At 66.4% G+C, this 23,887-nt stretch carries 20 protein-coding genes; 6 read left to right on the forward strand and 14 right to left on the reverse strand.

Annotated elements, in window-relative coordinates; translation table 11 throughout:
- The 3 genes from H7841_13300 to H7841_13310 all read left to right on the forward strand — a co-directional run.
- Positions 1–705, forward strand: a 705-nt coding sequence (locus tag H7841_13300) for a 4Fe-4S dicluster domain-containing protein (protein MEO5337847.1), incomplete at its 5' end; no start/stop codon positions are given.
- Positions 690–2,015: a hypothetical protein gene (locus H7841_13305; protein ID MEO5337848.1), complete on the forward strand. Its 1,326-nt coding sequence runs from the start codon at positions 690–692 to the stop codon at positions 2,013–2,015. The genes H7841_13300 and H7841_13305, both read left to right, overlap by 16 nt.
- Positions 2,015–2,647: a cytochrome c3 family protein gene (locus tag H7841_13310; GenBank protein MEO5337849.1), complete on the forward strand. Its 633-nt coding sequence runs from the start codon at positions 2,015–2,017 to the stop codon at positions 2,645–2,647. Before H7841_13305 ends, H7841_13310 begins: the two co-directional genes overlap by 1 nt.
- Positions 2,648–2,690: 43 nt before the next feature.
- On the opposite strand, the gene H7841_13315 is transcribed toward H7841_13310, so the two are convergent.
- The 9 genes from H7841_13315 to H7841_13355 form a co-directional block, all read right to left on the reverse strand.
- Positions 2,691–3,296: a nitrous oxide reductase accessory protein NosL gene (locus H7841_13315; protein ID MEO5337850.1), complete on the reverse strand. Its 606-nt coding sequence runs from the start codon at positions 3,294–3,296 to the stop codon at positions 2,691–2,693.
- 16 nt (positions 3,297–3,312) lie between these two features.
- Complete coding sequence (locus H7841_13320) at positions 3,313–5,568, reverse strand: TonB-dependent hemoglobin/transferrin/lactoferrin family receptor (protein ID MEO5337851.1); 2,256 nt, start codon at positions 5,566–5,568, stop codon at positions 3,313–3,315.
- 126 nt (positions 5,569–5,694) lie between these two features.
- On the reverse strand, positions 5,695–6,570 hold the full coding sequence (locus tag H7841_13325) for a FecR domain-containing protein (GenBank protein MEO5337852.1): 876 nt from the start codon (positions 6,568–6,570) through the stop codon (positions 5,695–5,697).
- Between the two features lie 7 nt (positions 6,571–6,577).
- A complete protein-coding gene (locus H7841_13330; GenBank protein ID MEO5337853.1) occupies positions 6,578–7,204 on the reverse strand; it encodes an RNA polymerase sigma factor in 627 nt (208 codons plus the stop codon).
- Between the two features lie 99 nt (positions 7,205–7,303).
- Positions 7,304–7,744 (reverse strand): hypothetical protein, encoded by a 441-nt coding sequence (locus H7841_13335; GenBank protein ID MEO5337854.1) that lies wholly within the window; start codon positions 7,742–7,744, stop codon positions 7,304–7,306.
- A 189-nt stretch (positions 7,745–7,933) separates the two neighbouring features.
- Positions 7,934–8,710: an ATP-binding cassette domain-containing protein gene (locus H7841_13340; GenBank protein MEO5337855.1), complete on the reverse strand. Its 777-nt coding sequence runs from the start codon at positions 8,708–8,710 to the stop codon at positions 7,934–7,936.
- Positions 8,707–9,489 (reverse strand): ABC transporter permease, encoded by a 783-nt coding sequence (locus H7841_13345; GenBank protein MEO5337856.1) that lies wholly within the window; start codon positions 9,487–9,489, stop codon positions 8,707–8,709. Before H7841_13345 ends, H7841_13340 begins: the two co-directional genes overlap by 4 nt.
- Positions 9,486–10,583, reverse strand: coding sequence for an alanine racemase (gene alr / locus H7841_13350; protein ID MEO5337857.1), 1,098 nt, complete (start codon positions 10,581–10,583; stop codon positions 9,486–9,488). Before alr ends, H7841_13345 begins: the two co-directional genes overlap by 4 nt.
- A 7-nt stretch (positions 10,584–10,590) precedes the next feature.
- The gene (locus H7841_13355) at positions 10,591–12,114 is read right to left on the reverse strand and encodes a replicative DNA helicase (GenBank protein ID MEO5337858.1); all 1,524 of its coding nucleotides are present in this window, start codon (positions 12,112–12,114) and stop codon (positions 10,591–10,593) included.
- Between the two features lie 169 nt (positions 12,115–12,283).
- On the opposite strand from H7841_13355, the gene pgi reads away from it, so the two are divergent.
- The 3 genes from pgi to H7841_13370 are packed head-to-tail and all read left to right on the forward strand — an operon-like array spanning position 12,284 to position 16,448.
- Positions 12,284–13,921 (forward strand): glucose-6-phosphate isomerase, encoded by a 1,638-nt coding sequence (pgi, locus tag H7841_13360; GenBank protein ID MEO5337859.1) that lies wholly within the window; start codon positions 12,284–12,286, stop codon positions 13,919–13,921.
- The gene (gene mutL / locus H7841_13365) at positions 13,918–15,690 is read left to right on the forward strand and encodes a DNA mismatch repair endonuclease MutL (GenBank protein ID MEO5337860.1); all 1,773 of its coding nucleotides are present in this window, start codon (positions 13,918–13,920) and stop codon (positions 15,688–15,690) included. Before pgi ends, mutL begins: the two co-directional genes overlap by 4 nt.
- On the forward strand, positions 15,687–16,448 hold the full coding sequence (locus tag H7841_13370) for a hypothetical protein (protein MEO5337861.1): 762 nt from the start codon (positions 15,687–15,689) through the stop codon (positions 16,446–16,448). Before mutL ends, H7841_13370 begins: the two co-directional genes overlap by 4 nt.
- A 3-nt stretch (positions 16,449–16,451) precedes the next feature.
- Here H7841_13370 and H7841_13375 read toward each other — a convergent pair whose 3' ends face one another.
- From H7841_13375 to H7841_13395, 5 genes are all read right to left on the reverse strand, one after another.
- Positions 16,452–18,044: a hypothetical protein gene (locus H7841_13375; GenBank protein ID MEO5337862.1), complete on the reverse strand. Its 1,593-nt coding sequence runs from the start codon at positions 18,042–18,044 to the stop codon at positions 16,452–16,454.
- Positions 18,045–18,046: 2 nt separating this feature from the next.
- Positions 18,047–19,402, reverse strand: a complete 1,356-nt coding sequence (locus H7841_13380) for a tetratricopeptide repeat protein (GenBank protein ID MEO5337863.1) — start codon at positions 19,400–19,402, stop codon at positions 18,047–18,049.
- Positions 19,403–19,419: 17 nt separating this feature from the next.
- Entirely contained in the window at positions 19,420–21,912 is a 2,493-nt protein-coding gene (locus tag H7841_13385) for a phosphotransferase (GenBank protein ID MEO5337864.1), read from the reverse strand.
- 335 nt (positions 21,913–22,247) lie between these two features.
- Positions 22,248–22,550 (reverse strand): hypothetical protein, encoded by a 303-nt coding sequence (locus H7841_13390; GenBank protein MEO5337865.1) that lies wholly within the window; start codon positions 22,548–22,550, stop codon positions 22,248–22,250.
- A gap of 194 nt (positions 22,551–22,744) precedes the next feature.
- A partial coding sequence (locus H7841_13395; GenBank protein MEO5337866.1) for a hypothetical protein occupies positions 22,745–23,887 on the reverse strand: 1,143 nt, incomplete at its 5' end.

Raw genomic sequence — 23,887 nt, forward strand, 5'->3', positions numbered from 1 at the left:
GGCTGGAACTGCCCCTGCGTCGCCATCCGCGAGGTGGTGGGCTTTCCCTTCCGCCACGTCACGCCCCGGGGCAAGTGGGCTTGGCGCCTGCGTCACACCAAGTGGCTGTGGTTCGCCCTTTACATGGGGGTGATCGGGGTCTTCCTGTTCCCGCCCAACGAATGGTCGGTGGCATACGTCGGCCTGTTCACCGGAGTGGTGATCCTGCCCTACTTCGCCTCGATGCTGTTGTCGCCTTGGATCGGCAACCGGGGCTATTGCCGCTACCTCTGCCCCTACGGGGCGACCTTCGGCCTCTTGAACAAGGTCGGCTTCTACCGCGTCGACTATCAGAGAAGCACCTGCACCGACTGCGGCACCTGTACCCAAGTCTGCGACATGGGCATCCCCGTCCTGGAACTGGGCAAGGCCAAGGGCAGGATCGACGTGGCCGACTGCATGGGCTGCGGCCGCTGCGTCACCGAATGCCCGTCGGGCAGTCTGGCCTTCCGCGATGCCCGCGACCTGCTGGCGCCGCGGCGCCGCGACCGGCAATGGCTGCGCGCTTGGGCGACCGGGGCGCTGCCGCGTTCCCGCTGGCAGATGCTGGCCTTCGCCGCCCTGCTGGCCCTGGTGGTCGGCGCTTCCTGGACCCTGCACGAAGCGGTGGGGACCAACCTGGAACTGACCGCCAGCCTGTGGGGATCGCTGTGTCTCGCGCCCTGATCCTGCTGCTCCTGGTCGCCTCTTCCGCCTTGGCTGGAATGCCCGACGACCCCAAGGGCGTCGGCCTCTACGGCAAGCTGTGGAAACCCGATCCGATCCATGAATACTGGGACCCCGGCGCCTATCATCGGCCCGAGCGGGAGCGCGTCGAAGGAACCTTCACCGGCGCGGAATGCGTGGACTGCCATGCTGGCGCCACCCCCGGCATCGTCAATGATTGGAAGGCCAGCCGCCACGCCACGCCCTCCGCCGGCAAGGCGGCGGTGGCCTGCGATGGATGCCACGGGACCGACCATCAGGCCTTGCGCTTCCCGACGCCCGCCGACTGCGGCAGCTGCCACGCCGACCAGCACGGCCAGATGCGGGCCGAACGCCGCCACGGCTTCCCCAGCCATGCCCTGGCCATGGAGCGCGCCGTGGACGCCCGCCATTTCGTCGACAAGCCCAAGGCCGAGGTGGCGGCCTGCCTGCAATGCCATTCGGTGGCCACCAAGTGCGATTCCTGCCATACCCGGCATCGCTTCGATGCCGCCGAGGCGAGGCGCCCCGAGGCCTGCCTCACCTGCCATTCCGGCCCGCCGCACCCGGACGACGAGGCCTTCTTCGCCTCCGCCCACGGCAAGCGCTATCTGGCGGACGGGCAGGACTGGGACTGGTCCAAGCCCTTGCGCAAGGGCAACTACCCGGTGCCCACCTGCGCCTATTGCCACATGGCGGAGGGCAAGCACCAGGTGGCCGACAAGGCGATCTGGAAGTTCGGCCTGCGCGAGGTCAATCCCCTGTCGGCCGAGAACCAGGTGAAGCGCAAACGCTGGGTGGAACTTTGCGCCGACTGCCACGACAAGGACCAATCCGCGGCGTGGCTCAAGGAAATGGACGGCGAGCGCAAGAAGTCCTGGGCCATGCTCTACCGCGCCGAGGACATCCTCAGGAAGCTCCGTTCCGACGACCTTCTTTCACCGTCCCCCAAGGACCGGCCGGCCTATCCGGTGGACTGGTGGGAGAAGCATTGGCCGCGCGCCCGCATCGGCGCCGTCGAAGGGCAGGCCTCGGCCTTCTACAACGTCTCCGGCATCGAGCGCAGCCATTTCGAAATGTGGTACTTCGACAACCTGCGCGCCTACAAGGGCGCCGCCCACGGGGCTTCGTCCCTGGTCGAGGAGGGGCACAAGGGCATGGGCGTCGCCCTCGAGGCCATCGCGGCCGAGGCGGCCGAACTGCGCCGCCTGGGACGGGAGGGACGGTCCTTCGATCCGGCGCCGCTGTGGAAGCACGGACCCTATACCGACCTGAACCGGGAGCGGAACTGATGCGGGCGCTTCTGCTTTTCCTCACGCTCGCATTTCCGGTCTGGGCCGGGGAGGTGCCGCCCGGCCCCTTCACGGAACCGGAATGTCTTGGCTGCCACGAAGGATACCTTGCCAAGGCGCACGGCGGCTGCATCGGCTGCCATGGCGACCGCCATGGACAGTTGCCCCAGGTCCGCAAGAGCCAAGCCTGCATCGCCTGCCACGACGGCCCGGCGGCGCGCAGCCACCAAACGTCCAAGCATGGCGTCATCGAGACCCTGGAGGGCCGGCGCTGGGATTGGTCGAAGCCGCTGGCCGAGGCCAACCAGCGCGCCCCGGCTTGCGCCTACTGCCACCGGCCGCACGGCAGGGCGGACAAAGAGGCCGTCTGCCTGGACTGCCATTCGCCTCGCTTCGTCGCGACGGTGGCGGAAAGCGCCAAGCGATCCCTGGAGATCGGCCACCTGAAGCTCGAGGAAGGCCGGGCGGTGGGTGGCGATCCGGCCGCCTTGGAAAAGAGCTTCTCCGCCCTGAGCTTCGGGCTCGCCCATCATTCGCCCGACTTCCAGTGGTGGTACGGCCATGCGGCTCTGGACGGCGACCTGATCCGCCTCAAGGCCGCCGTCACCCGCCAACGGCGATTTCGCCCCTGACGAAATCGCTCTTGGCCCCCCGCGCGGAGCGAGCCGTTGGCGATCAGTTCTTCCGCTCTCCCTGAGCCTCGGCGGCCTTGCGGCGTTGCCGCTCGAGCCGGTAGTCGCGCATCATCTTCATGTCGTCGGCCATGTGGCAGTAGGTGAGGTTCAGGGCCTTCTGGAAATCGGCCAGTTCGCCGGTTCCCTTGGCGGCCTCGGCGGCGAGCGGGGAAGCGAAGGACGTCTTGGCGGTCCGCGTCATGACCGCCTTGTGGTCGCCGCCGATGACGTAGGTGGCGGTTTCGGCGTCGATCATGGGCTTGATGGCTTCGCCCGAGCCGTTGTCAGGGGCATAGACGGCCTTGGGGATCAGCGGCAGGTTCAGCGACAGGGAGACGGCCGCACAATGCAGCGAACAGGTTCCGTCCACCAAGTCGCCGACGTAGACGACCAGATGGCGGCTGTAATGGAATTTGGTCCGGTCCATGCCGCAATAGGGGCACTTCTGGTACTTCGCCAGTTCGTTCTCCAGGGGGGCCGGATCCTTCGGCGCCTTCGGGGCGAACTGGGCGGGCGTGCCGTCGCCCTCGGCGGCGGCAGCGGAACGGAGGGTCGCGCCGGCCGCGACGGCGGCTGCGCCGGCCAGCAGGAATTGGCGACGTTTCATGGAACCTCTCCTTGCCTCAGAAGCGGGCCGTAAGGGTGAAGTTGAAGCTGCGCCCTTCTTCGTAGACGTAGCTGGTGTCCAGGGACTGGTGGTAGGTGGCATAGCCCTTGTCGAACAGGTTGGTGATGCCGAAATCGATCCGGTACCAGTCACGATCGTAGGATGTTCCGATGTCGTGCACGGCATAGCCGCTGCGCCGCCTGGCGATGGTCCCGTCGTATTCCTGGGCGAAGACGTAGCGACCGCCGTAGCGGACCGACCAGTAGTCGTCGATGTAATAGCCCAGGCTGCCGGTCACCTTGTCCGGCGGCGCGAAAAGGTTTTCCCCGGTGTCTTGGTTCTTGACCCGTAGGCGGGAGTAGCCGAGGCCCAGATCCCAGTCGTCGATGCGGTAGTTCAACTCCGCCTCGCCGCCCCAGCGATGGGCGTTCGGGACGTTGACGTATTGGAAGATCGAGCCGGTCCCGGCATAGGGCGCGGTTCGCGCGTAGGTGCCGACCGTCTTGCTGGTGATGAAATCGCTCGAGGACTCGTCGAAGCCGCTGATCTTGAGGCGGAAGGCATCGTTGGCCTTGAGCAGTCCGTCGAAAGCAAGCGTTAGCCCGAGTTCCCATGTGGCGTTGGTTTGCGGGCGCAGGGTCGAGTTCGGACGGAAATTGCTGAAATAGCCGGTACCCTGGATGTCCTGGTACAGTTCGGTAAGGACTGGGGCCCGGAAGGCCTCGCTGTAGCTGCCGAAGAAGCCCAGTTCCTTCATGGCCTGCCATTTCAGCGCCAGCTTAGGGGACAGGCGGCTATTGGAGGTGACGGGGTAACCGCCGCCTTCCGCCTCATAGCCGTCATGGCGCAGGGTGGCGATGGCGGTCCAGTCGCGGGCGACCTGGATTTCGTCCTGGATGAAGCCGCCCAGGGCTACCAGATGGCCGTATGGCTCCACCGTGTTGGCGACCCCCGCGTTGGTATTGCTCAGGGTATCGCGATAGGTGTCCGCGCCATAGGTCAGCCGGTGGCCCAGCGAGAAGGTGGAAAAGCGGGAGCTGTTCTGGGCGTTGATACCCCCGGTGCTCACGTCCCTGGTGTTGTCCGAGGCCCCGGTCGTCCGCTTGTCGTTATCCAGCTTCAACTTGGTGAAGTAGGTAGTGACCTTGCCATCCAGCAGGGAGCCTTCGCTATCCTTGAACTTCCAACTGGCGACCAGGTCGTCCTGGGACCGGTTCTGGTTCTGGTAGCCGGTCTGGGCACGCACGTTGCTGGCCGGGTTGGTCGGGCCGTAGCCCTCATCGGAAACATGCATGTAGGAGATGCGGATATTGTTGTTGTCGTCGGCATCGAAGCCGAACTTCATCAGGCCGTTCTTGCGCCAGCCGTTCTGCCAATTCCACTCATAGGGCATCTCGTCAACGCCTGTTTCGATGTTCGAGTACTTGGTTCCCGTCGCGCTGGCGAGGATGCTGGCCCCTTCGGAGCGGGCGGCAGCGCCGAGATTACCGCTATAGGAAGAATCGCCGGTACGGTAGCCGCCCTTGACCTTGCCGCCCATGGATTGACCAGGGGTCAGGATGTCCTCGGCCTCGATGGTCTGGAAGGCCATGACGCCGCCCAGGCCGCCGCCGCCGTAGGTGGCCGACGAGGGGCCGCGAACCACGTCCACCTGTTTGACGAAATTGGGGTCGACGTAGAGGGGCGACAGGATGCCGACGCTGGCATCCAGGCTGCGCCGGGCGTCGTCCACCCTGAGCACGATGTCCGGCCCCTGGTAGCCGCGAATGGTTGGAAGCTGGCCGCCCTGACGGGGGGTGCCGGCCATGGTGACGCCGGGAATCTGCTGCATCACCGTGGCGATGCTTCGGGCCTGGGCGTCGTCGATCTGGTCCCGCGAAACGGTCGTGACCGAGGCGGGAACATCGAAGGCCCGGTTCTCGGTGCGCGTTGCGGTTACCGTCACGGTGTCCATGCGGGTCACCGGCGCGACGACGGCCTTGACGATGGTGAAGCTGCCTTCGCCCGTCGCCTTGGCCTCCAGGCCGGTGCCCTGCAGAAGTTTCTTCAGCGCCTCCGTCGCCGTCACGGTGCCCTTGACTTCCGAGCCGCTGACCCCCCGCACCAAGTTGGACGAATAGAGAAGCTGGGCATGGGACTGGGTCGCCAGGGCCTCAAGAGCGGTCGCCAGGTTCTGCGGTGGCACGTCGATGGCGACCTTGGCCTCGTCGGCCAGCGCTGGTCCAGCCGCCATGGTCAAAGCCAAGATTGCGGCGCCGGCAAGGCTCCGCATGACGAACATCTCCATTGAGAATCCCCCTCGCGATTCGTTTCCTCGCGTCTCCGGAATCGATGGAGACACGTTGAATTAACGGACGAAGAGGCCATCTCCTCACCTCGGGGAAGAAAAAAAGTGGGATCAGCGTCGGGGCATGACCGGCGCGATGACCGTTCGGCCGCTCTGGCGGTCTATCCGGATGGGAAATGCCCGTTCGAGGGTTCGCAGGGCGCCGTCCGTGTCGTCGATGCGGAAGGTCCCGCTGACCTTCAGGGCGGCGGTGGCCGCCCCTTCCACCATCACGGTTTCGCCCCGATAGCGGGACAGGCGCTCCGCCACCGTTTGCAGGGGCGTGTTCCGGAACACCAGGCGGCCCTGGCGCCATGCCGTGATTTCGGCTTCGTCCGGCATCGCCGTATCGAGAATCCCCGAGGGTGTGGAGAGTGCCGCCCCCCCCGCGGAAAGCTGGAGCGGCGGCGTGGCGGCGACGGCAAGTTCCACCTTTCCCTCGAACACCGCCACCGCGACGGAATCGGGGCGGGCCTGCACGAGGAAGCGGGTTCCCAGGTCGGTGACCGTCGTGAAGCCCGCCGCAACGACGAAGGGCCGCACATCGTCGTGCCGGATGTCGAAAACCGCGTCTCCGCGCAGCAGTTTGGCCTCGCGGCGCCAGGGAGCGATGGGCAATTCGACGGCGCCGCCCGCATCCAGGTGGATGCGTCCGCCATCGGCCAGATCAAGGGTACGCGGCATGCCGACTGCCGTCTCGGCGCTCCGCCAGCCGTAGGAAGCGAAGCCGAACGCAGCAATCAAGCCGCAAACAACGGTCGTTCCGCCAAGGCGCCGGAGAAGGCGCCGCCGGGCGGCGCGCCGCTTCAGGGCGCCGATCTCCCCAGCGTAGATCGGACGCAATTCGGCGGCGCCGTCCATGACGATGGACAGGAACTCGGCCTCCTTTCGCTGCGTTCCATTCTGGCCGGAAGGAGGAAAGTCGGAATGGCTGTTGCCGACGATCATGCGGGCATTAAGTCTTGCCCGCGCCCCCCCTGTCAACGCCGGACCCTCCCGCACGATTGAGGACAACACGAAGCTGACCCTGGGCGCGGATCATGTGCTTCTCCACGGCGCTACGCGAGATTCCCAGGATTTGGGCGACTTCGGAATGGGGCAATCCTTCCACCCGGTGCAACAGGAAGACCTCGCGGCAACGGGGCGGCAAGCCGTCGATGGCATCCTTCAATCGCCGCAGATCCTGGCGTCCGGACAACTCGGATTCGGGGCTGGGTGGCGCCGGGCCGCTACAGAAGGAACCCTCGGTCGCATCCACCAGGCCGCGACGATGGGATTCCATCCGCGCCGAGTCGCGAACGATATTTATGGCGATCCGCGCCATGAGCGCCAGGGGATTGGCGATGCTTTGCCCCAGGTAGCGTCCCATGAAACGGATGAAGGCTTCATGCAGGACGTCGTCCGCATCGGCTCGGCTTCCCAGGCGCCGCGCCAGAACGGGATGAAGGGAACGGCGGCAGTCGCCGTAGAGCCTCTCGAGCCCATCGATGCCTTCCGGCCGGGAAACGGCACAAACCGCCATCCCCGCCACCGCCGACAGGCCCATCGTCACGACATCCGTCTTAACAGGATCTTCCGTCATCCGTCCCACTCGCCGCGCCGATGCCGGAGGAAGGGCGGGCGGTCAACAACGGCCCCGCACGCGCTTCCCCTTACCGGGCCCGATCAGGCCCCGAACGAATCAGGAAGACGGAGGAGCCTGGGGGAAGGATGCGCCCCAAACACGTGGAGAACCGACACCGCTCGCGACGCGTCGAGGCGGAATGGCGATTGGGCCGGACATCGCAACGTCGGCCAGATCGAGGGGCGCCGCAGGCATCTTCGCCGCCTGCATCAACGGCAGGCAAAAGACGCAGGTTTCCTTGTGCTTCGCATGCGATGGCGTCAAGGGTCCATCGCGCCCGACGATTACAATCCCCTGGGGGGTGCAGACTTCCATCCCCTCGCCCAGGACATCGGCGGGCGGGAAATGGGCCAGGGAATTGCCGGGGAACGCGGTGGCGCCCAAAACCTGGGCGATGAGCGCGACCGCCAGGGTCCAGGCGACAACAAGCTGGCGGTGCCCGCCCCTTCGCGAGCCGGACTGCGGTAACCCCGGACAGGTATTGCCCTTGGACGCCATGACGGGGAAACTTTGTTTCCCTGGAAGGAAGAAGTCAAGGTAGACGGTTGGCATATGCGCCTTTGGAAAGAGAGAGGCCGGAGCGCTTGCCGAATTACATGTTCGCACCGGCTCGCATCGAACTCGATTGGACTGTGCAGGGGATCGCTAATCCGCAGGGCCTGTATGAGGGGGCCCGTGGATTAGGAATTACGCCCGCACCGCCATCTTGATCGGACCTTCGGCGCGGCCGTGGATGAACTGGTCGACGTGGGGATTGCCCGACTTGTCGATTTCCGACGTCGGGCCCGCCCAGATGATCCGGCCTTGATATAGCATGGCGATGCGGTTGGCGATCTTGCGGGCGCTGGTCATGTCGTGGGTGATGGACAGCGCCGTCGCCCCCACTTCCCGCGTGGTCTTGACGATCAGGTCGTTGATGACGTCGGCCATGATGGGGTCCAGCCCGGTGGTGGGCTCGTCGAAGAAGATGATTTCCGGGTCCGCCGCGATGGCGCGGGCCAGGCCCACCCGCTTCTGCATGCCGCCCGACAATTCCGACGGCGCCAGGTCGGCCACCGCCGCGTCCAGGCCCACCATGGCCAGCTTGTCGACGGCGATGCCCTTGGCGCGGTCGCGGTTGACCTTCTTCTGTGCCAGCAGGCCGAAGGCCACGTTCTCCCACACGGGCAGGGAATCGAACAGCGCCGCGCCCTGGAACAGCATGCCGAATTTGCGGTTCACCCGGTCCCGATCCCGCCCGGCCATCCGGGTGACTTCCTCGCCGTCCACCTGGATCGAGCCCTCGTCGGGATGCAGGATGCCAAGGATGCATTTCAGCGTCACCGACTTGCCGGTACCCGAGCCGCCGATGATGACCACCGATTCGCCGACGCCGACGTCCAGATCGAAGCCGTCCAGCACCACCTTGGGGCCGAAGGCCTTCTTGACGCCCTGCAGGCGGATCTTGGGGGTTCCGTCGGTCATCGGCTGAAGAACATCTCGGTCAGGATATAGTCGAAGCAGAGGATCAGGATGCAGGCCGAGACCACCGCGTTGGTGGTTGCCGCGCCCACGCCCTGGGCGCCGCCCTTGGAATTGTACCCGTGGTAGCAGCCCATCAGGGTGACGATCAGCCCAAAGACGGCGGCCTTGACCAAGCCCGAATTGACGTCTTCCGCCTGCAGGAAGTCGTAGGTGTTCTGCAGGTAGTTGGAGGGATTGAAGCCCAGCTTGTAGACCGCCACCAGATAGCCGCCGAACACGCCGATCACGTCGGCCACCAGCACCAGGAAGGGGAACATGAGGAGTCCCGCCAGCAGGCGCGGCGCCACCAGGTACTTCATGGGATTGGTGGACAGGGTGGTGAGCGCGTCGATCTGTTCGGTGACCCGCATGGTTCCGATCTCGGCGGCCAGCGAGGCGCCGATGCGCCCGGCCACCATCAGGCCGGCCAGCACGGGGCCCAGTTCGCGGGTGATCGACAGCACCACCACGTTGGCGATGGCGCCTTCCGCCGAGAAGCGGGCGAACCCCGTGTAGCTCTGGAGCGCCAGCACCATGCCGGCGAAGACTGCCGTCAGGCCCACCACGGGCAGGGAGAAGTAGCCGATTTCCACCATCTGGGTCAGCAGCAGGCGCGGATAGAAGGGGGGGCGGACGATGTGGCTGAGCGCCGAGGTGGTGAAAAGGGTCAGCTTGCCGGCGGTGCCGAGGAAGCCCAGGGTGAAGCGGCCGATCAACTGGGCGATGCGGACGGGAGTCATGTTCCGGCGCACCCGCCGATGTAGACGCGGCGGTAGCGGCGCCCCAGTGCGGTCAGGATCTCGTAGCCGATGGTGCCGGCGGCGCCGGCCAGGGCGTCCACGGAAACTTGCGGTCCCAGCAACTCGACGGCGGCGCCCGGATGCACCAGGGCCCCTGGAACGTCGGTCGCATCTAGGGTAATCAGATCCATGGAAACCCGCCCCACTACCGGCACCCGGATGTCCCCCAGCCAGGCAAAGCCGGAATTGCTCAGCGACCTCAGGTAGCCGTCCCCGTAACCGGCCGCGACGGTCGCGATGCGGCTGGGGCGGGAAGCCCGCCAAGTGGCACCATAGCCAACCGATTCCCCTGAGTCAATTGCCCGGACCTGAAGGATTTTCCCTTGCAGGCTAACCACTTGGGCCATGGGATTGGGCTGTGTCGGGCAGGGATTGACGCCATAGAGCGCCGCCCCCGGCCGCCCCAGGTCGAACCGCCAGCCGGCCCCCAGGAACAGGCCCGACGAATTGGCGAGCGAGGCCTTTCCTTGCGGGAAAAGGGCGCGCAGGGCGCGGAAGCCGGCGAGTTGGCGGGCATTGTCGGGATGGTCCGGCTCGTCGGCCGAGGCGAGATGGCTCATGACCAAGCGCAGATCGATACCCTCCAGCCGTCCCGGCTCGGCGGCCAGGACGCGGGCCTCGGCGAACGGCAGGCCCAGGCGGGCCATGCCGGTGTCGAGGTGCAGGGCGGCGGGCAGGGCTCTTTCTCGGGAGCGGGCGAAGGCCGACCAGGCGGCAATGTCGTCCAGGCCGTTGAGCACCGGGCGGAGGCCCAGGGCGGCGTAGTCGGCTTCGGCGCCCCGGTCAAGGCCGTTCAGCACGTAGACGGCGGCGTCCGGCAGCAGGCGGCGCAAGGCGGCCGCTTCCTCGAAAAGGGCGACGAAGAAGGTCCGGCAGCCGGCCGATGCCAGGGCCGGCGCCACCTGGTCCAGCCCCAGGCCGTAGGCATCGGCTTTGACCACGGCGGCGCATTCGACATCTTCCATGCGTCCGGCAAGGCGGTGCCAGTTGGCGGCGATGGCATCCAGGTCGATGGTGAGGGTGGCTCCCGGCATGGGTCCGTTAGAACGCCTCGCCATGCTGGGTGTCAAGGTCGCCGAAACGGGTGAACTCGCCCTCGAAGAACAGATCGACGGAACCGATGGGGCCGTGGCGCTGCTTGGCGACGATGACTTCCGCCTTGTTGTGCACCTCTTCGCAGCGCTGGACCCAGTGTTCGTGGCGCTGGGTGTACTTCTCGATGGCCTCGTCGGCGCGCTGGATGGGCTCGCCCCGCGACAGGTAGTATTCGGCGCGGAAGATGAACATCACCACGTCGGCGTCCTGCTCGATGGAGCCCGATTCGCGCAGGTCCGCCAATTGCGGGCGCTTGTCGTCGCGGTTTTCCACCTGGCGCGACAACTGGGACAGGGCGAGGACCGGCACCTCCAGTTCCTTGGCGAGCGTCTTCAGGCCGCGGGTGATTTCGGACACCTCCTGGACGCGGCCGCGGTCGGCCGAACCGGGGCTGGCGCTCATCAATTGCAGGTAGTCGATGACGATCAGCCCCAGGCCGTGCTGCCGCTTCAGGCGGCGGGCGCGGGTGCGCAACGCGCTGACCGTCAGGCCGGGAGAATCGTCGATATAGATGGGCAGTTGCTCCACCTCCTGGGCGGCGACGACCAGGCGGTTGAACTCGTCGTTGGACAGCAGGCCCTTGCGGATCTTGTCGGAACCGATGCGGGCCTGTTCCGACAGGATGCGGGTGGCGAGCTGCTCGGCGCTCATTTCCAGGGAGAAGAAGCCGACCACCGCCCCGTCCACCACCTTGACCTTGCCGTCCTCGCCCCGTTCCTCGCGGTAGGCCTTGGCGGCGTTGAAGGCGATGTTGGTGGCCAAGGCAGTCTTGCCCATCGAGGGCCGTCCGGCCAGGATCAAGAGGTCGGACGAATGCAGGCCGCCCAGCTTGGCGTTGATGTCGCGTAGGCCCGTGGTGACGCCGGATAGCTGGCCCTGGCGCTGGTGCGCGGCCTGGGCGATCTCGACGGCGTTCTTCAGGGAATCGCGGAAGGACCGGAAACCACCCTCGATCTCGCCCGACGAAGCAAGGTCGTAGAGCTTCTGCTCGACCACCTGAATCTGTTCGGTGGCGCTGTGTTCCATGTCGGCGCCGAAGGCGTCGTTGACCATGTCCTCGCCCATGACGATGAGCTGGCGCTTGAGGTACAAGTCGTAGATCAGGCGGCCGTATTCGCCGGCGTTGATGATGCCCACCGCCGCTGTCGCCAGATCGGCGATGTAGGCCGGCCCTCCGATGTCGGCCAAGGTATCCGCCTGCTCGAAGAAGTTCTTCAGGGTAACGGGATCGGCGATCTGGCCGCGTTCGATCAGGCGGGCGCAGGCCTCGAAGATCTTGCCGTGCTGACCGAGCGCGAAATGCTCGCCGCGCAGGAATTCCGACACCCGCTCGTAGGCGCGGTTGTTGGCCATGATGGCGCCCAGCAACGCCTTCTCGGCCTCCACGTTGTGGGGCGGGGTGCGGAAGGCGCCGGACGCCCGGCCGGTGGCCGACAGGTCGACGGGCGGGAGGGGGAGGTTGGTTGCCATGCCGGGAACCTACTGCGGACGAAGCGCTCTGTCTGTGATCCCCCCCTGTGGATCACGGGGGCGATTCGCCTCCGGCTGTGGATAACTTGGAATTCCTCCAGCCCTCTGGCTGAAGCCGGGCGACTCTGGTAGCCTCCGGGCGTTCGCTACCATCGCCGGAGGGAGGCCCATGACCGCGCCCAACCAGCTGCCCGCCTGGAAGGCCTTGGAGGCCCACCGCGACACCACCCGGGACCGGCACATGCGGGACCTGTTCGCCGCCGATCCGGGGCGATTCGGGAGGTTCTCGCTACGCCTGGGCGACCTGCTGCTCGATTATTCCAAGAACCGCATCGACGGCGAGACCATGACCCTGCTGGTTGACTTGGCCCGCCAAGCCGGGGTCGAGACCTTGCGGGCCCGCATGGTTGCCGGCGAGCGCATCAACAACACCGAGAACCGATCCGTGCTGCACATGGCGCTACGTGCCCCCAGGACGGCCGGGTTCCAGGCGGACGGCGAGGCGGTGGGCGCCAAGGTCGCCCGTGTCCTGGACCAGATGCGGGCCTTTTCGGTTTCCGTGCGCAGCGGCATCTGGAAGGGCGCCACGGGCAAACGGATCACCGACGTGGTCAATATCGGCATCGGTGGTTCCGACCTGGGGCCGGCGATGGTCTGCGAGGCCTTGAAGCCCTACCGCCAGGAAGGGCTCGACGTCCGCTTCGTCTCCAACGTGGACGGCACCCACTTGGCGGAAACCCTCAAGCAATGCCATCCCGAGACCACGTTGTTCCTGGTCGCTTCCAAGACCTTCACCACCCAAGAGACCATGGCCAACGCCCGTTCCGCCCGCGAATGGCTGGTGGAACGCCTGGGCGAAGGGGCGGTGTCGCGCCACTTCGCCGCCCTGTCCACCAACGGCAGGGCGGTCAAGGAATTCGGCATCGATCCCGCCAACATGTTCGAGTTCTGGGACTGGGTGGGCGGGCGTTATTCCCTGTGGTCGGCCATCGGCCTGCCCATCGCCATCGCCATCGGCATGAACCGCTTCGAGGAACTGCTGGCCGGCGCCAGGGCCATGGACGAACATTTCCTTTCCGCCCCCCTGGAAGCCAACCTGCCCACGGTGCTGGCCCTGATCGGGGTGTGGAACGTCAATTTCCTGGGGGCCGGGGCTTATGCCGTGCTGCCCTACGACCAGTACCTGCACCGCTTGGCCGCCTACCTGCAGCAGGCCGACATGGAAAGCAACGGCAAGCGGGTGACCCGCGACGGCCGGCCGGTGGCCTGGGACACCGCGCCGGTGCTGTTCGGCGAGGCCGGCACCAACGGCCAACATTCCTTCTACCAGTTGATCCACCAGGGCACCCGGCTGGTTCCTTGCGACTTCATCGCCCCGGCGGTCAGCCACAACGAGCTGGACGATCACCACGCGATTCTGCTGTCCAACTTCTTCGCGCAGACGGAAGCCTTGATGCGCGGCAAGACCGCGGACGAGGCCCGAGCCGACCTGGAGAAGCAGGGCCTTGCCGATGAGGCGCTGGAGGCCCTGCTGCCCCACAAGGTCTTTCCCGGCAACCGGCCGACCAACTCGATCCTGGTGCGCCGCGTCGATCCCCATACGCTCGGCATGCTGATCGCCCTTTACGAGCACAAGATCTTCGTCCAGGGCTGCATCTGGGACATCAACCCCTACGACCAGTGGGGCGTGGAACTGGGCAAGCAGCTGGCCAGCCGGATCTTGCCCGAACTGAAGGGGCCGGACGCGCCTACCGCCCATGATTCCTCCACCAACGGCCTGATCGCCGCCTACAAAGCCTGGAAATGACTATCCGCCTGCTGCCCGAAGGCCTGGTGAACCGCATCGCCGCCGGCGAGGTGGTGGAACGGCCGGCCTCGGCGGTCAAGGAACTGGTGGAAAACGCCATGGACGCCGGAGCGAGCCGCATCGAAGTGGTGGTGCGCGACGGCGGGCGGACCTTCCTGTCGGTTGCCGACGACGGCAAAGGGATGGGACCCGACGACCTGAAGCTGGCGGTGCTGCGCCATGCCACCTCCAAGCTGCCGGACGACGACTTGGTCCATATCGCCACCCTGGGGTTTAGGGGGGAGGCCCTGGCCTCCATCGGCGCCGTGGCCCGCCTGACCATCGTCAGCCGGCCGAAAGGCGGCGATTCCGCCTGGTCCATCGCAGTCGAAGGGGGCCAAGTGGGGCCGGTGCAGCCCGCCGCCCATCCCGTCGGCACCCGCGTCGAGGTGCGCGACCTGTTCTTCGCCACCCCGGCGCGGCTGAAATTCCTGAAGGCGCCGCGCACCGAACTGGACCGTGCGGTGGAAGTCGTCTCCCGCCTCGCCATGGCCCATCCGGAAGTGGCCTTTTCGGTCGGCGACGGAACCCGCAGCCTGCTCAGGGTGGGGGCTGCCCAAGGCGACCTGTTCGCTGCCCGCCTGGATCGCCTGGGCCATATCATGGGCCGCGAATTCGCCGACAACGCCCTGCCCTTGGACGCGGAACGGGAAGGCATCCGGCTCACCGGCCATGCGGGACTGCCGACCCTGAACCGCAGCACCTCGGCCGGACAGTATCTGTTCGTCAACGGCCGGCCGGTGCGCGACAAGCTGATCCACGGGGCCTTGCGCGGGGCCTATCAGGACGTCCTGGCTTCCGACCGCCATCCCATGGCCGCCCTGTTCCTGGAAGTGCCGGCCGATGCCGTCGACGTGAACGTCCATCCGGCCAAGACCGAAGTGCGCTTCCGCGATCCCGGCTTGGTGCGCGGCCTGATCGTGGGCGCCATCAAGCATGCCCTGGCCGCGGCCGGGCACCGCACCGCCAGCACGGTCTCCCAGGCCGCCCTGGGTGCCGTCCGGCCCTACGCGTTTCCGACCGCGCCGCAGGCCGTTCCGCGCGGGGTGGCGGAACGGGCGGCCGCCTTCCATGCACCCTTGCCCGGCCTGGCGACGGCCCCCACGGCCCGCCAGGAGGAGATGCCGCCCCCGGCCGAGGAGGCCGACTATCCCTTGGGTGTCGCCCGCGCCCAGCTGCACGGCACCTACATCGTGACCCAGACCCGGGACGGCATGGCGATCGTGGATCAGCACGCGGCCCATGAACGCCTGACCCACGAACGCATCCTGAAGGCCCTGGGCGAAGGCGGGGTCAAGCGCCAGGGCCTGCTGATCCCGGAGGTGGTGGACCTGGACGAGGCCTCCTGCCGGCGCATCCTGGCGCGGGCGGAGGAACTGGAGGCGCTTGGCCTCCTGGTGGAATCCTTCGGTCCCGGCGTGGTGGTGGTGCGCGAGATTCCTGCCGTGCTGGGCGAGGCCGACGTCAAGGGCCTGATCCGCGACCTGGCCGACGACCTGGCGGAGATGGGCCAGGCCGTCAGCCTCCAGGACCGCCTGTCGGAGGTCTGCGCGACGCTCGCCTGCCATGGGAGCGTCAGGGCCGGGCGGACGCTGAACGCCGCCGAGATGAATGCCTTGCTGCGCGACATGGAGGCCACCGAACGGTCCGGCCAGTGCAGCCACGGCCGCCCCACCTATGTGGAACTGAAGCTGGCCGACATCGAGAAGCTGTTCGGGAGACGCGGATGATCCTGGAGTGGCTGCGCCATCGCCTGACGCCCTGCCCGCGCCACCTGCGCGAGATGGGGTATCTGCGGGAAATCGTCGCCATCGACTCCCGCTGGCGCCGCCACCGCGCGGCCTGGACGATGCACTTGGCCGAATGCAAGGCCCTGGTGCGCGAGGCGGCCGACGCCTGCCCCCACCACCGCAAAGCCACCGTCTACGGCTCCGGCCTGCTGCTCGATCTGCCCCTGGCCGAACTGGCCAAGCGCTTCGGCGAGGTGGTGCTGGTCGACATCTTGCACCTGCCGGCCGTGAAGCGGGCGGCGCGTGCCTATCCCAACGTCCGGCTGGTGGAAGCCGACGTCACCGGCTTGGTGGCCGAAGTCTATGCCGGCGGCCTGCCCGCCCCGGAGTTGGCCGCCCTGCCGGAAGGCGACGGCGACCTGGCGGTGTCGCTCAACATCCTGACCCAGTTGTCCCTGATTCCCTCCTGGTGGGCGGAAAGGCGCCATCCCCCGGACAAGGTGGAAGCCTTTCGCCGTGCCGTGATCGAGCACCATCTGGCCCTGCTGCGGGCCTGTCCCGGCACGGTCTGTCTGATCGCCGAGGCGGAGGAGCTTTATTGCGACGGCGACAATATCCTGGACCGGGACGACGCCCTGCACGGCGCGCATCTGCCCGAAGGTGGCCGGGAATGGACCTGGGACATCGCACCGCGTCCCGAACTGACGCCCGACTACGATTTCCGGCTGCGGGTGCGGGGAGTGATCCTGAAGGGGTGACCGTCAGGTTCCCACATGCGCCAAGGCCCAGACAGCCAGGGATTTGTTCGCTGCGCTACCACCGTCTTGGATTCTGAGCAGGGGCGGCAGCAGGTGGAAAGGGGCGGCTTCCAGGTCGAGGGGACGCCAAGCCCCGGTTTCGATGTCCGGATTGGTTCCGGTGCCGTGGGTGGTGGCGATCAGGTACCGCGATCCGCTGGCCTTGAAGTTGACCAGGGCGGCGCGGACCTCGGCGTGGGACAGGTGGGTGAGAACGTCGCGGCAGAGGATGGCATCCGCCTCGGGGAGGCGATCCGACACCAAGTCGGCCACCTGGAAGAAGTGGTTGTGGCGGTGGCGGAAGACCAGGAGGTTTTCGGTGATCGCCTCTTCGACCAGATCGAAGCCGAGGTAGAGCCCAAGGTCGCCGGTGATCGGCCCCAGCCAGTGCAAGTCGCCGCAGCCGGCATCCACCAGACTCCGGATCGCTAGACTGCGGAAGGCTTCCGCCAGGCGGGCCCTCAGGAGCCGGGTTCCCGCCAGGGTCGAGGCCGGACCACTGTGGGTTTCCTTGCCTCCGTGGCGGTTGATCCGCCAAAGGGTGCCGAAGGCCTGGCGACGGCGGCGGGCTCCGGGCTCGAGGGAGGGATGGGCGGGAAAGCGCCCCTCGGCCGCGCGCGGGGCGATGGTGCCCGCCTTGAAGTCGATACCCGCGTGACGTTCGTATTCGGCCAGACTACGCACCGTCCCCAGTCCGTAGCGGTCCAACTCCAGGATGGCCTCGGGGTCCTCGGCGGGCCGGGTGCCCAGGAGATGCAGGACCCGCTGGGTGGCCCGGCGGCTCAAGGGGAGCCAATCCTTGTTGTCCGACCAGTGGCGCTTGTCGTTCCGGCCGGCGGTATAGTCGTGGTAGAGCAGGCAGTCGTTGGGCACGAACAGGTCCCATCCGTGGGTCCAGAGCCGCACCGCCATGCTGATCTCCTCGCCCAGGAAATAGAGCCGGGAATCGTAGGGAACCTCCTCGACCAGCCGGCCGGGTGCGAAGACCTGCCCCGCCGACAGCAGTGCCGTGGGCTGGGGAATGGCGGGGGCGGCGGCCATCTCCGTGGTCCAGGAGCCGGGGGCCAGCACGCCGGTATCGAGGAAGCGATCGGCGGTCATGAAGGGGATGCGCCGCTTGCTCAGGCGGTCGGGCGGCTCGAAGCCGGCCGGGTAGGTAGTCAGCACCGGGCGCGGCGACGGGCAGGAACGCAGCATCTCGATATAACGGATGTCCCAACCCCGTTCGAAGCGGCAATGGCTGTCGATCTGGAAGACATAGTCCTCGCCCCGCCAGAGTTTCGCCACCTGATGACGCGCCCAGCAGGCACCCCGGCTGTCGCGGATGGCATGGAAGGTGACGGACCGCACCTGATCCGGCCGGGTGACGATCCGGAAGCAGTCATCGTCCAGGCCCGGCAGGACCTGCCAGCAGATGCCGACGAAGACGCGGTCGGGCAGTATCGCCTTCTCGAACAAGTCCTTGACCGTCCATTGGCAGTCTGGATCGCGATAGGCGGCGATGCCGACGAAGATGCGGCCGTCGGGCGGTAGGGCAGGGAAGACGAGAGGCTCCATGGTCAGCGGGGCGTCCAGGCGGGCATGTCGCGTTCGCTCCAGCCGACGTGAAAGGGGGCGGGCAGGCCGCAAGGGCCGGGAAAGTCCTGGGAGCCGGCGAAACGATATTGGGAATCGTGGACCAGGAGGTCGTCGCGGATCATCGGCCAGACGACGCCGCGCAGGAAGTTCTGGTCGGCATGGCGCACTCCCGAGAAACGGTGGCCGCGCCGCGACAGGGCGTCCAGATTGGGTAGCACCCGCGCCACGCCCCCCCACATACCGGCCAGTATCAATTCGTTATGGTAGATATGGTCGCGCATGGCGTGGAACATCCGACCGGAGGCGATCCAGGCATCCACGGCTGCCTTTTCCTTGCAGTTGACGCGGGAATCGACGTCCCGGCAAACGAAGCGGTCCACCTCCGGGTCGTCGGAGGCGAGGAAGCGCCAGAAGGCGCCGCTGGCCACCGCGTTGCGTTCCGGCATCGGGATGACTTGCGCCTTGAGGTGGCGCAGTTCTTCCAGGATGACGCGCGGCACCGTGTCGTCGCAGTAGAAGCGACAGGTCCAGCCCTTGTAGATATGAGGGGCGATCTGGGCGTTCACGATGGCTCCGTGGGTATATTCCGGCCGATCTCCCCAAAGGCTGAAGGCGATCACGTTGCGCCGCGGACGGGTGGCGTCGAAGGGGGCGGCGCGGCGGCTGACGGTCAAGCCCGCCATGGGCGACCGGGCGAAGTCGGCCAGGGCCTGGCGATCCTTGTGGACCAGGGCGGCCAAGCCCCGTGCCCGCGCCTCCTCGATCCGGCCCAGCCCGTAAAGCGTCATCATCAGGGCGTTCAGGGTCGTGAAATCGGCCGGGGCCAGAACCATCGCCCGTTCCAGCCAGAGGGCCGCCGCCTCCAGGCTTCCGGCGGCTCTCAAGGCCAATCCCTTCAGGGCGTGGCCGCGGGACTGGTCCGGCTCCAGGGCCAGGAGACGATCCGCCGCCGCCTCGGCCTCGCGGGCCCGGCGCCGTTCCACCAGGACGGCGCCCAACTGATAGAAATGGTCGCCCTTGGCGGGGGCCAGTTCGGTGGCGCGGCGATAGGCGGCGATGGCTCCCTCCCCATCACCCATTCCCCTGAGGACACGGGCCAGTTCCTCCTGAACCTCAGCCGCGCCGGGGGCCGCCCCGGCCAGGGCAAGCATGGCCTCGGCGGCCTCGCGGAATCGGCCGCCCGCCCGCATCTCCCGGCTGCGGGCCACGGCGCTCCGGATGGCGGTCGCGGATGGTTCTTCCGGTGCCGCTACCTTCTTGGAAGACGGGACGGCGCCCTGCCAGCGCAAGCCAACCTTGGCGGTTTTCCGATCCGTTCTTTCGTCGGGGGCCTTCACGGCGGTGGCCTTTCCCGTCAGGGCGCCTTGCGGAGCGCGATGTTCACCGAGGCCTTGCGGAGGATCGGCGGCGAAACCGATATCCGGGGGGCCTTCCGGAGTTCATCCCCCATCTTTTCGGCGTAATCCAGGAAGGCGGCGATCCGCTTCTTGTCGACCTTGTTGCCGAACACCACCTCCATGCGCAGCAGGCGCCCGAGCTTGAGTGCCGCATGCAGAAGCAGCATGGTCGGCAGCGATTGGCGTTCCAAGGGAGTCAGGGAGCTTTCCGCCTCGTAGCTGGCGACGAAGGCATCCACACGGGCTTGATCGATTGCCGGCCCCAGTTGGGCGAACTCCAGGGCCCCTTCGGCCAGATCCTCGATTCGGGGGCCGTAGTGGGCGGCCTGGAAATCGTAAAGAATCGCCTTGCCGCCGGTGAAGAAGTAGTTCCGCGGACAAACGTCGCCGTGGCAATGGAGCCAGGGAAGGCCCCTGGTCTTCAGGATTCGTGCCTGGGCGTCCTTGACGATCGGGGCCAAGGCCTCGAAGCGCCCTTGTTCGGCCGGGTCGGCGGTATACTTGACCGGAAGCGACAGGAAATCCTTCAGCCAGAAATCGAGGGCCTCGCCGAAACGATAGGCGTCCTTTGGGGCGTCGATGTCGGCGAGCGCCTTGTGCAGTTGGGCTAGAGTCCGGGCAGCCGCTGCGGTCCGGCCGCCGGGGATGGGAGTCTTGTCGCCCAGTTCGACGAAGGGGAAGAGCATGCAGTGGCGCTTGTCGAAATCCTCGTAGAGCGCTCCCGACTTGCTGGCGCGCGGGATGACCACCGGCAGGTCTTTGCCCGCCAGGCCGTGCAGCAGCGCCGCCTCGTAGTCGACATGCTGTCCGGGATGGCCTTCGGTCGCCGGGGTGAACTGCACGCCCTTCATGATCTTGGCGACGAAGTCCCCGTCCTTGCTCTTGACGGTGAAAACCTTGTTGAAGCTGAAGACCCGCAGCGGCTCCACGGCGGTCACCGACATGCCGTAGCATTCCTCGACGAAGGACCGAAGCCGCTTGGCGGTGGCTCCGTCCTCCTTCTCGGGCCTCTCGTACAAGACCTCGTGGGGGAACTTGGCCAAGTAGGAATCCTTGACCCGCAGGTTGCCCCGCGAGGGGAAGAACAAGTAGGCCTCGACCAGATGTTGGTGGAAGGGCGTGTTGGGGTATTTCTCGACATAGGGGGAGGGAATGGGGAAATCGACCTCGCCCAGGTGGTAGTAGTCGGACCCGCAGACGCTCCAGTGGAATTTGAAGGTCCAGTCGGCCGGGACGGGATGGCGCTCGTCCATCTCGACGAGAATGTCGAAATCCGATCCCAGCTTCACCCAGTTGATATGGACGAAGGGCACCTCGTAGCGCCCGGTGCCGCTTCCGGTCTTCTTGGTCTCCATGGGATTGAGCAGGTAGATCTTCGCCACGCAAGGATGCTTGGCCAGCTTCTCGGCGACGTAGGCGCGGAAAGTCGCGTCGAGACGCTTAAGCTCGTCGTCCGAATAATAGACCTTTCTCGGCTTCACGAAGCCCAGGTTCCGGGCATGAAGGAAATTGTAGAACCGGCTCCATTCCTGATCCACGTCGCTGGGCGACCGGCGATCCTTGGTCGGAAAGATGACCTTGTCCTTCTCGGTGTCGTAAAGGAGGTTGCGGTGGTCCAGGTCGACCACGTCCTTCAAATCGTCTTTCCGGACATACTCGAAAAAGTCCAGGATCTGCAGCTTCAGGAGGTTGATTTCCCTGGGTGTCAGGCGAGGGCCGTTCGTGTCGAGGAATTCCACCAGGGGAACGACTGGGGACGGTACCGCCGTGCGCGCCGCGATGGCCGGCACCATGCCAACCCGAAGAAGGATCCGGGCGTCGGCCTTCTCGTAAGCGGCTTCTCCCGCCACGTCGCCGGCCTTCCGGTATCCCAGCCCTTCGAGAAGTTGGATGGTCTTGCGGAAAAAGGCCTTGTCGACCGTGACCCGGGCTTGCTCGCGGTCGCCGCGGGAAGTCTCGTCGACGCGATGGACGAGGTCATTGACCTCGATGAGGCCAAGGGTTTCTTCCAGCCCGATCGGCTTTTCCCGGATTTCCAGGGCTTCCTTCGCCGCGCGGGCGAAGTTGAGGAACGAGGCCTTATCGAGTAGTATCTTATAATTGCGAATATGAACGTGGTACCCGTCCGTATTCTCCTCCAGGGAGATGCGCTTCGGGTTGTAGGCGATATTGCGCTTCAGAGCCTTGTTTTCGCTGATGGTCTTGAGGGTGTTGCTCTGGTTGGTGTTGGGATGGATGCCGTCCCGGTACCCGCCAGCGATCTCCTTGCGGACTTGCGGAATGTACTTCTCGCAAAGATCGGCGAATTCCAGGAACTCCCCGGCGCTCAGCTCGATCCGCAGATCCCTGTAGTGGATATGGATGTTTTCGCCCATATCCATGAAAAAGACGTTGTACTTATTGTCCGAAAGTCCGTCGGAGCGATGGTAGAGCCGCGTGATGATACCCATTTCCCATTCCTTGGCTCGGTCATCCCATGAGGCGCGCGGTTCCGCTAGTGGATAGGCGAAATCAAGACCCACAGCCATTCTCATGCACTAGCACGAGGGCGTTCCTGTTGGATACCCGGAATTCTTCACAAGGCGATCCATCGACATGCTAAGCAGCCTCGACATCTTCTTCAAGCGGGGTGCGCCCGCAATTAAAGGGCGTATATTAACCAGAATCATGATTTAAGAGGGCAATTTTCCTACAAGATACGACACCGTTAATCATGAAACGGCTCCCCTGCGGAGCGCATGGTCAATCCAATGACCTTGAGTGACCGCTGCCGGTGGGAAACATTTCATTGCCGTGTCGCGAAAGCTAATATGAAAGGAATGGGAAGGGTGCCCTTTATCGGGGCGGGCTTAATCCCGCCCTTCGGTTTCGGGGTGCATGTGAGAGGTGTGTGATGGCTGACAAGGAACGCGACGACCTGATCGAGGAAGAAGGCGACAATCAAGCTCGCGATGTTGAGGAGCAGCAAATCCTCGACGACTTGACGGTATTGCGCGATACTACCGCTCCCGATGCGGGCGATGCCGAAGAACAACAGGCCATTTTCGACGAAGGTCGCGACGACCTGGGCGATCTCGGCAACGTCCATATGGGCGTTACTCGGCCGGTCGACCCGTTCCTGCGCACCCTCGACGAAGGTGCCGCGCTGCGAACTGGACCCGAGATCGACCAGGAAGGCGAGCGTGTAACTCCCTTTGCCGCCGCCATTAATGACATCTCTCCCGATCTGACTACGACTCCGCGTTCCGGCGATCCGATCGATCCTCTGTATTTCACGGCACGCTATCCGCGGGAATTCGATCGTGAGCGGGAGGAACCGCCTGCCCCCACAACCGAGCCTCCCACGACCGAACCGCCAGGCACGACTGAACCGCCCGCAGCGGTGACGACTCCGACGACGGCCACCACGCCGACCACGGCGACGACTCCGACGACGGCCACCACGCCGACCACGGCGACGACCCCGACGACGGCGACGACTCCGACGACGGCGACGACTCCGACCACGGCCACCACGCCGACGACGGCCACGACGCCGACGACGGCGACGACGCCGACGACGGCGACGACCCCGACGACGGCCACCACGCCGACCACGGCCACCACGCCGACGACGGCGACGACTCCGACCACGGCCACGACTCCGACCACGGCCACGACTCCGACGACGGCCACGACTCCGACCACGGCCACGACTCCGACGACGGCCACCACGCCGACCACGGCGACGACCCCGACGACGGCCACGACTCCGACCACGGCGACGACGCCGACGACGGCGACGACGCCGACGACGGCCACGACGCCGACCACGGCCACGACTCCGACGACAGCCACCACGCCGACCACGGCGACGACCCCGACGACGGCCACCACGCCGACCACGGCCACCACGCCGACCACGGCGACGACTCCGACCACGGCCACGACGCCGACCACGGCGACGACTCCGACGACGGCCACCACGCCGACCACGGCGACGACGCCGACCACGGCTACGACTCCGACCACGGCTACGACTCCGACTACGCCAGTCACCACTGAGCCGCCGACGACGGCCACGACGCCGACCACGGCGACGACCCCGACGACGGCCACGACGCCGACGACGGCGACGACTCCGACCACGGCGACGACCCCGACCACGGCGACGACGCCGACCACGGCTACGACTCCGACTACGCCAGTCACCACTGAGCCGCCGACGACGGCCACGACGCCGACCACGGCGACGACCCCGACGACGGCCACGACTCCGACGACGGCCACCACGCCGACCACGGCGACGACCCCGACGACGGCCACCACGCCGACCACGGCCACGACTCCGACGACGGCCACCACGCCGACGACGGCGACGACCCCAACGACCCCGACGACGGCCACGACGCCGACTACGCCAGTCACCACTGAGCCGCCGACGAC

The organism is Magnetospirillum sp. WYHS-4 (assembly GCA_039908345.1).
GTDB lineage: Bacteria > Pseudomonadota > Alphaproteobacteria > Rhodospirillales > GLO-3 > JAMOBD01.

Bases quoted from the DNA above. Each gene is read 5' to 3' on its own strand.
- H7841_13355 (MEO5337858.1), bottom strand. From the start codon at position 12,114: ATGGCAACCAACCTCCCCCTCCCGCCCGTCGACCTGTCGGCCACCGGC.
- H7841_13310 (MEO5337849.1), top strand. From the start codon at position 2,015: ATGCGGGCGCTTCTGCTTTTCCTCACGCTCGCATTTCCGGTCTGGGCC.
- H7841_13375 (MEO5337862.1), bottom strand. From the start codon at position 18,044: ATGGAGCCTCTCGTCTTCCCTGCCCTACCGCCCGACGGCCGCATCTTC.
- H7841_13390 (MEO5337865.1), bottom strand. From the start codon at position 22,550: ATGGACGTTGCCGAGATCGCCCAGGTCGTCGCGACCTTCGTCGAAAAT.
- H7841_13315 (MEO5337850.1), bottom strand. From the start codon at position 3,296: ATGAAACGTCGCCAATTCCTGCTGGCCGGCGCAGCCGCCGTCGCGGCC.
- H7841_13340 (MEO5337855.1), bottom strand. From the start codon at position 8,710: ATGACCGACGGAACCCCCAAGATCCGCCTGCAGGGCGTCAAGAAGGCC.
- mutL (MEO5337860.1), top strand. From the start codon at position 13,918: ATGACTATCCGCCTGCTGCCCGAAGGCCTGGTGAACCGCATCGCCGCC.
- H7841_13385 (MEO5337864.1), bottom strand. From the start codon at position 21,912: ATGGGTATCATCACGCGGCTCTACCATCGCTCCGACGGACTTTCGGAC.
- H7841_13335 (MEO5337854.1), bottom strand. From the start codon at position 7,744: ATGGCGTCCAAGGGCAATACCTGTCCGGGGTTACCGCAGTCCGGCTCG.
- alr (MEO5337857.1), bottom strand. From the start codon at position 10,583: ATGCCGGGAGCCACCCTCACCATCGACCTGGATGCCATCGCCGCCAAC.
- H7841_13345 (MEO5337856.1), bottom strand. From the start codon at position 9,489: ATGACTCCCGTCCGCATCGCCCAGTTGATCGGCCGCTTCACCCTGGGC.
- H7841_13370 (MEO5337861.1), top strand. From the start codon at position 15,687: ATGATCCTGGAGTGGCTGCGCCATCGCCTGACGCCCTGCCCGCGCCAC.
- H7841_13320 (MEO5337851.1), bottom strand. From the start codon at position 5,568: ATGCGGAGCCTTGCCGGCGCCGCAATCTTGGCTTTGACCATGGCGGCT.
- H7841_13330 (MEO5337853.1), bottom strand. From the start codon at position 7,204: ATGACGGAAGATCCTGTTAAGACGGATGTCGTGACGATGGGCCTGTCG.
- pgi (MEO5337859.1), top strand. From the start codon at position 12,284: ATGACCGCGCCCAACCAGCTGCCCGCCTGGAAGGCCTTGGAGGCCCAC.
- H7841_13325 (MEO5337852.1), bottom strand. From the start codon at position 6,570: ATGATCGTCGGCAACAGCCATTCCGACTTTCCTCCTTCCGGCCAGAAT.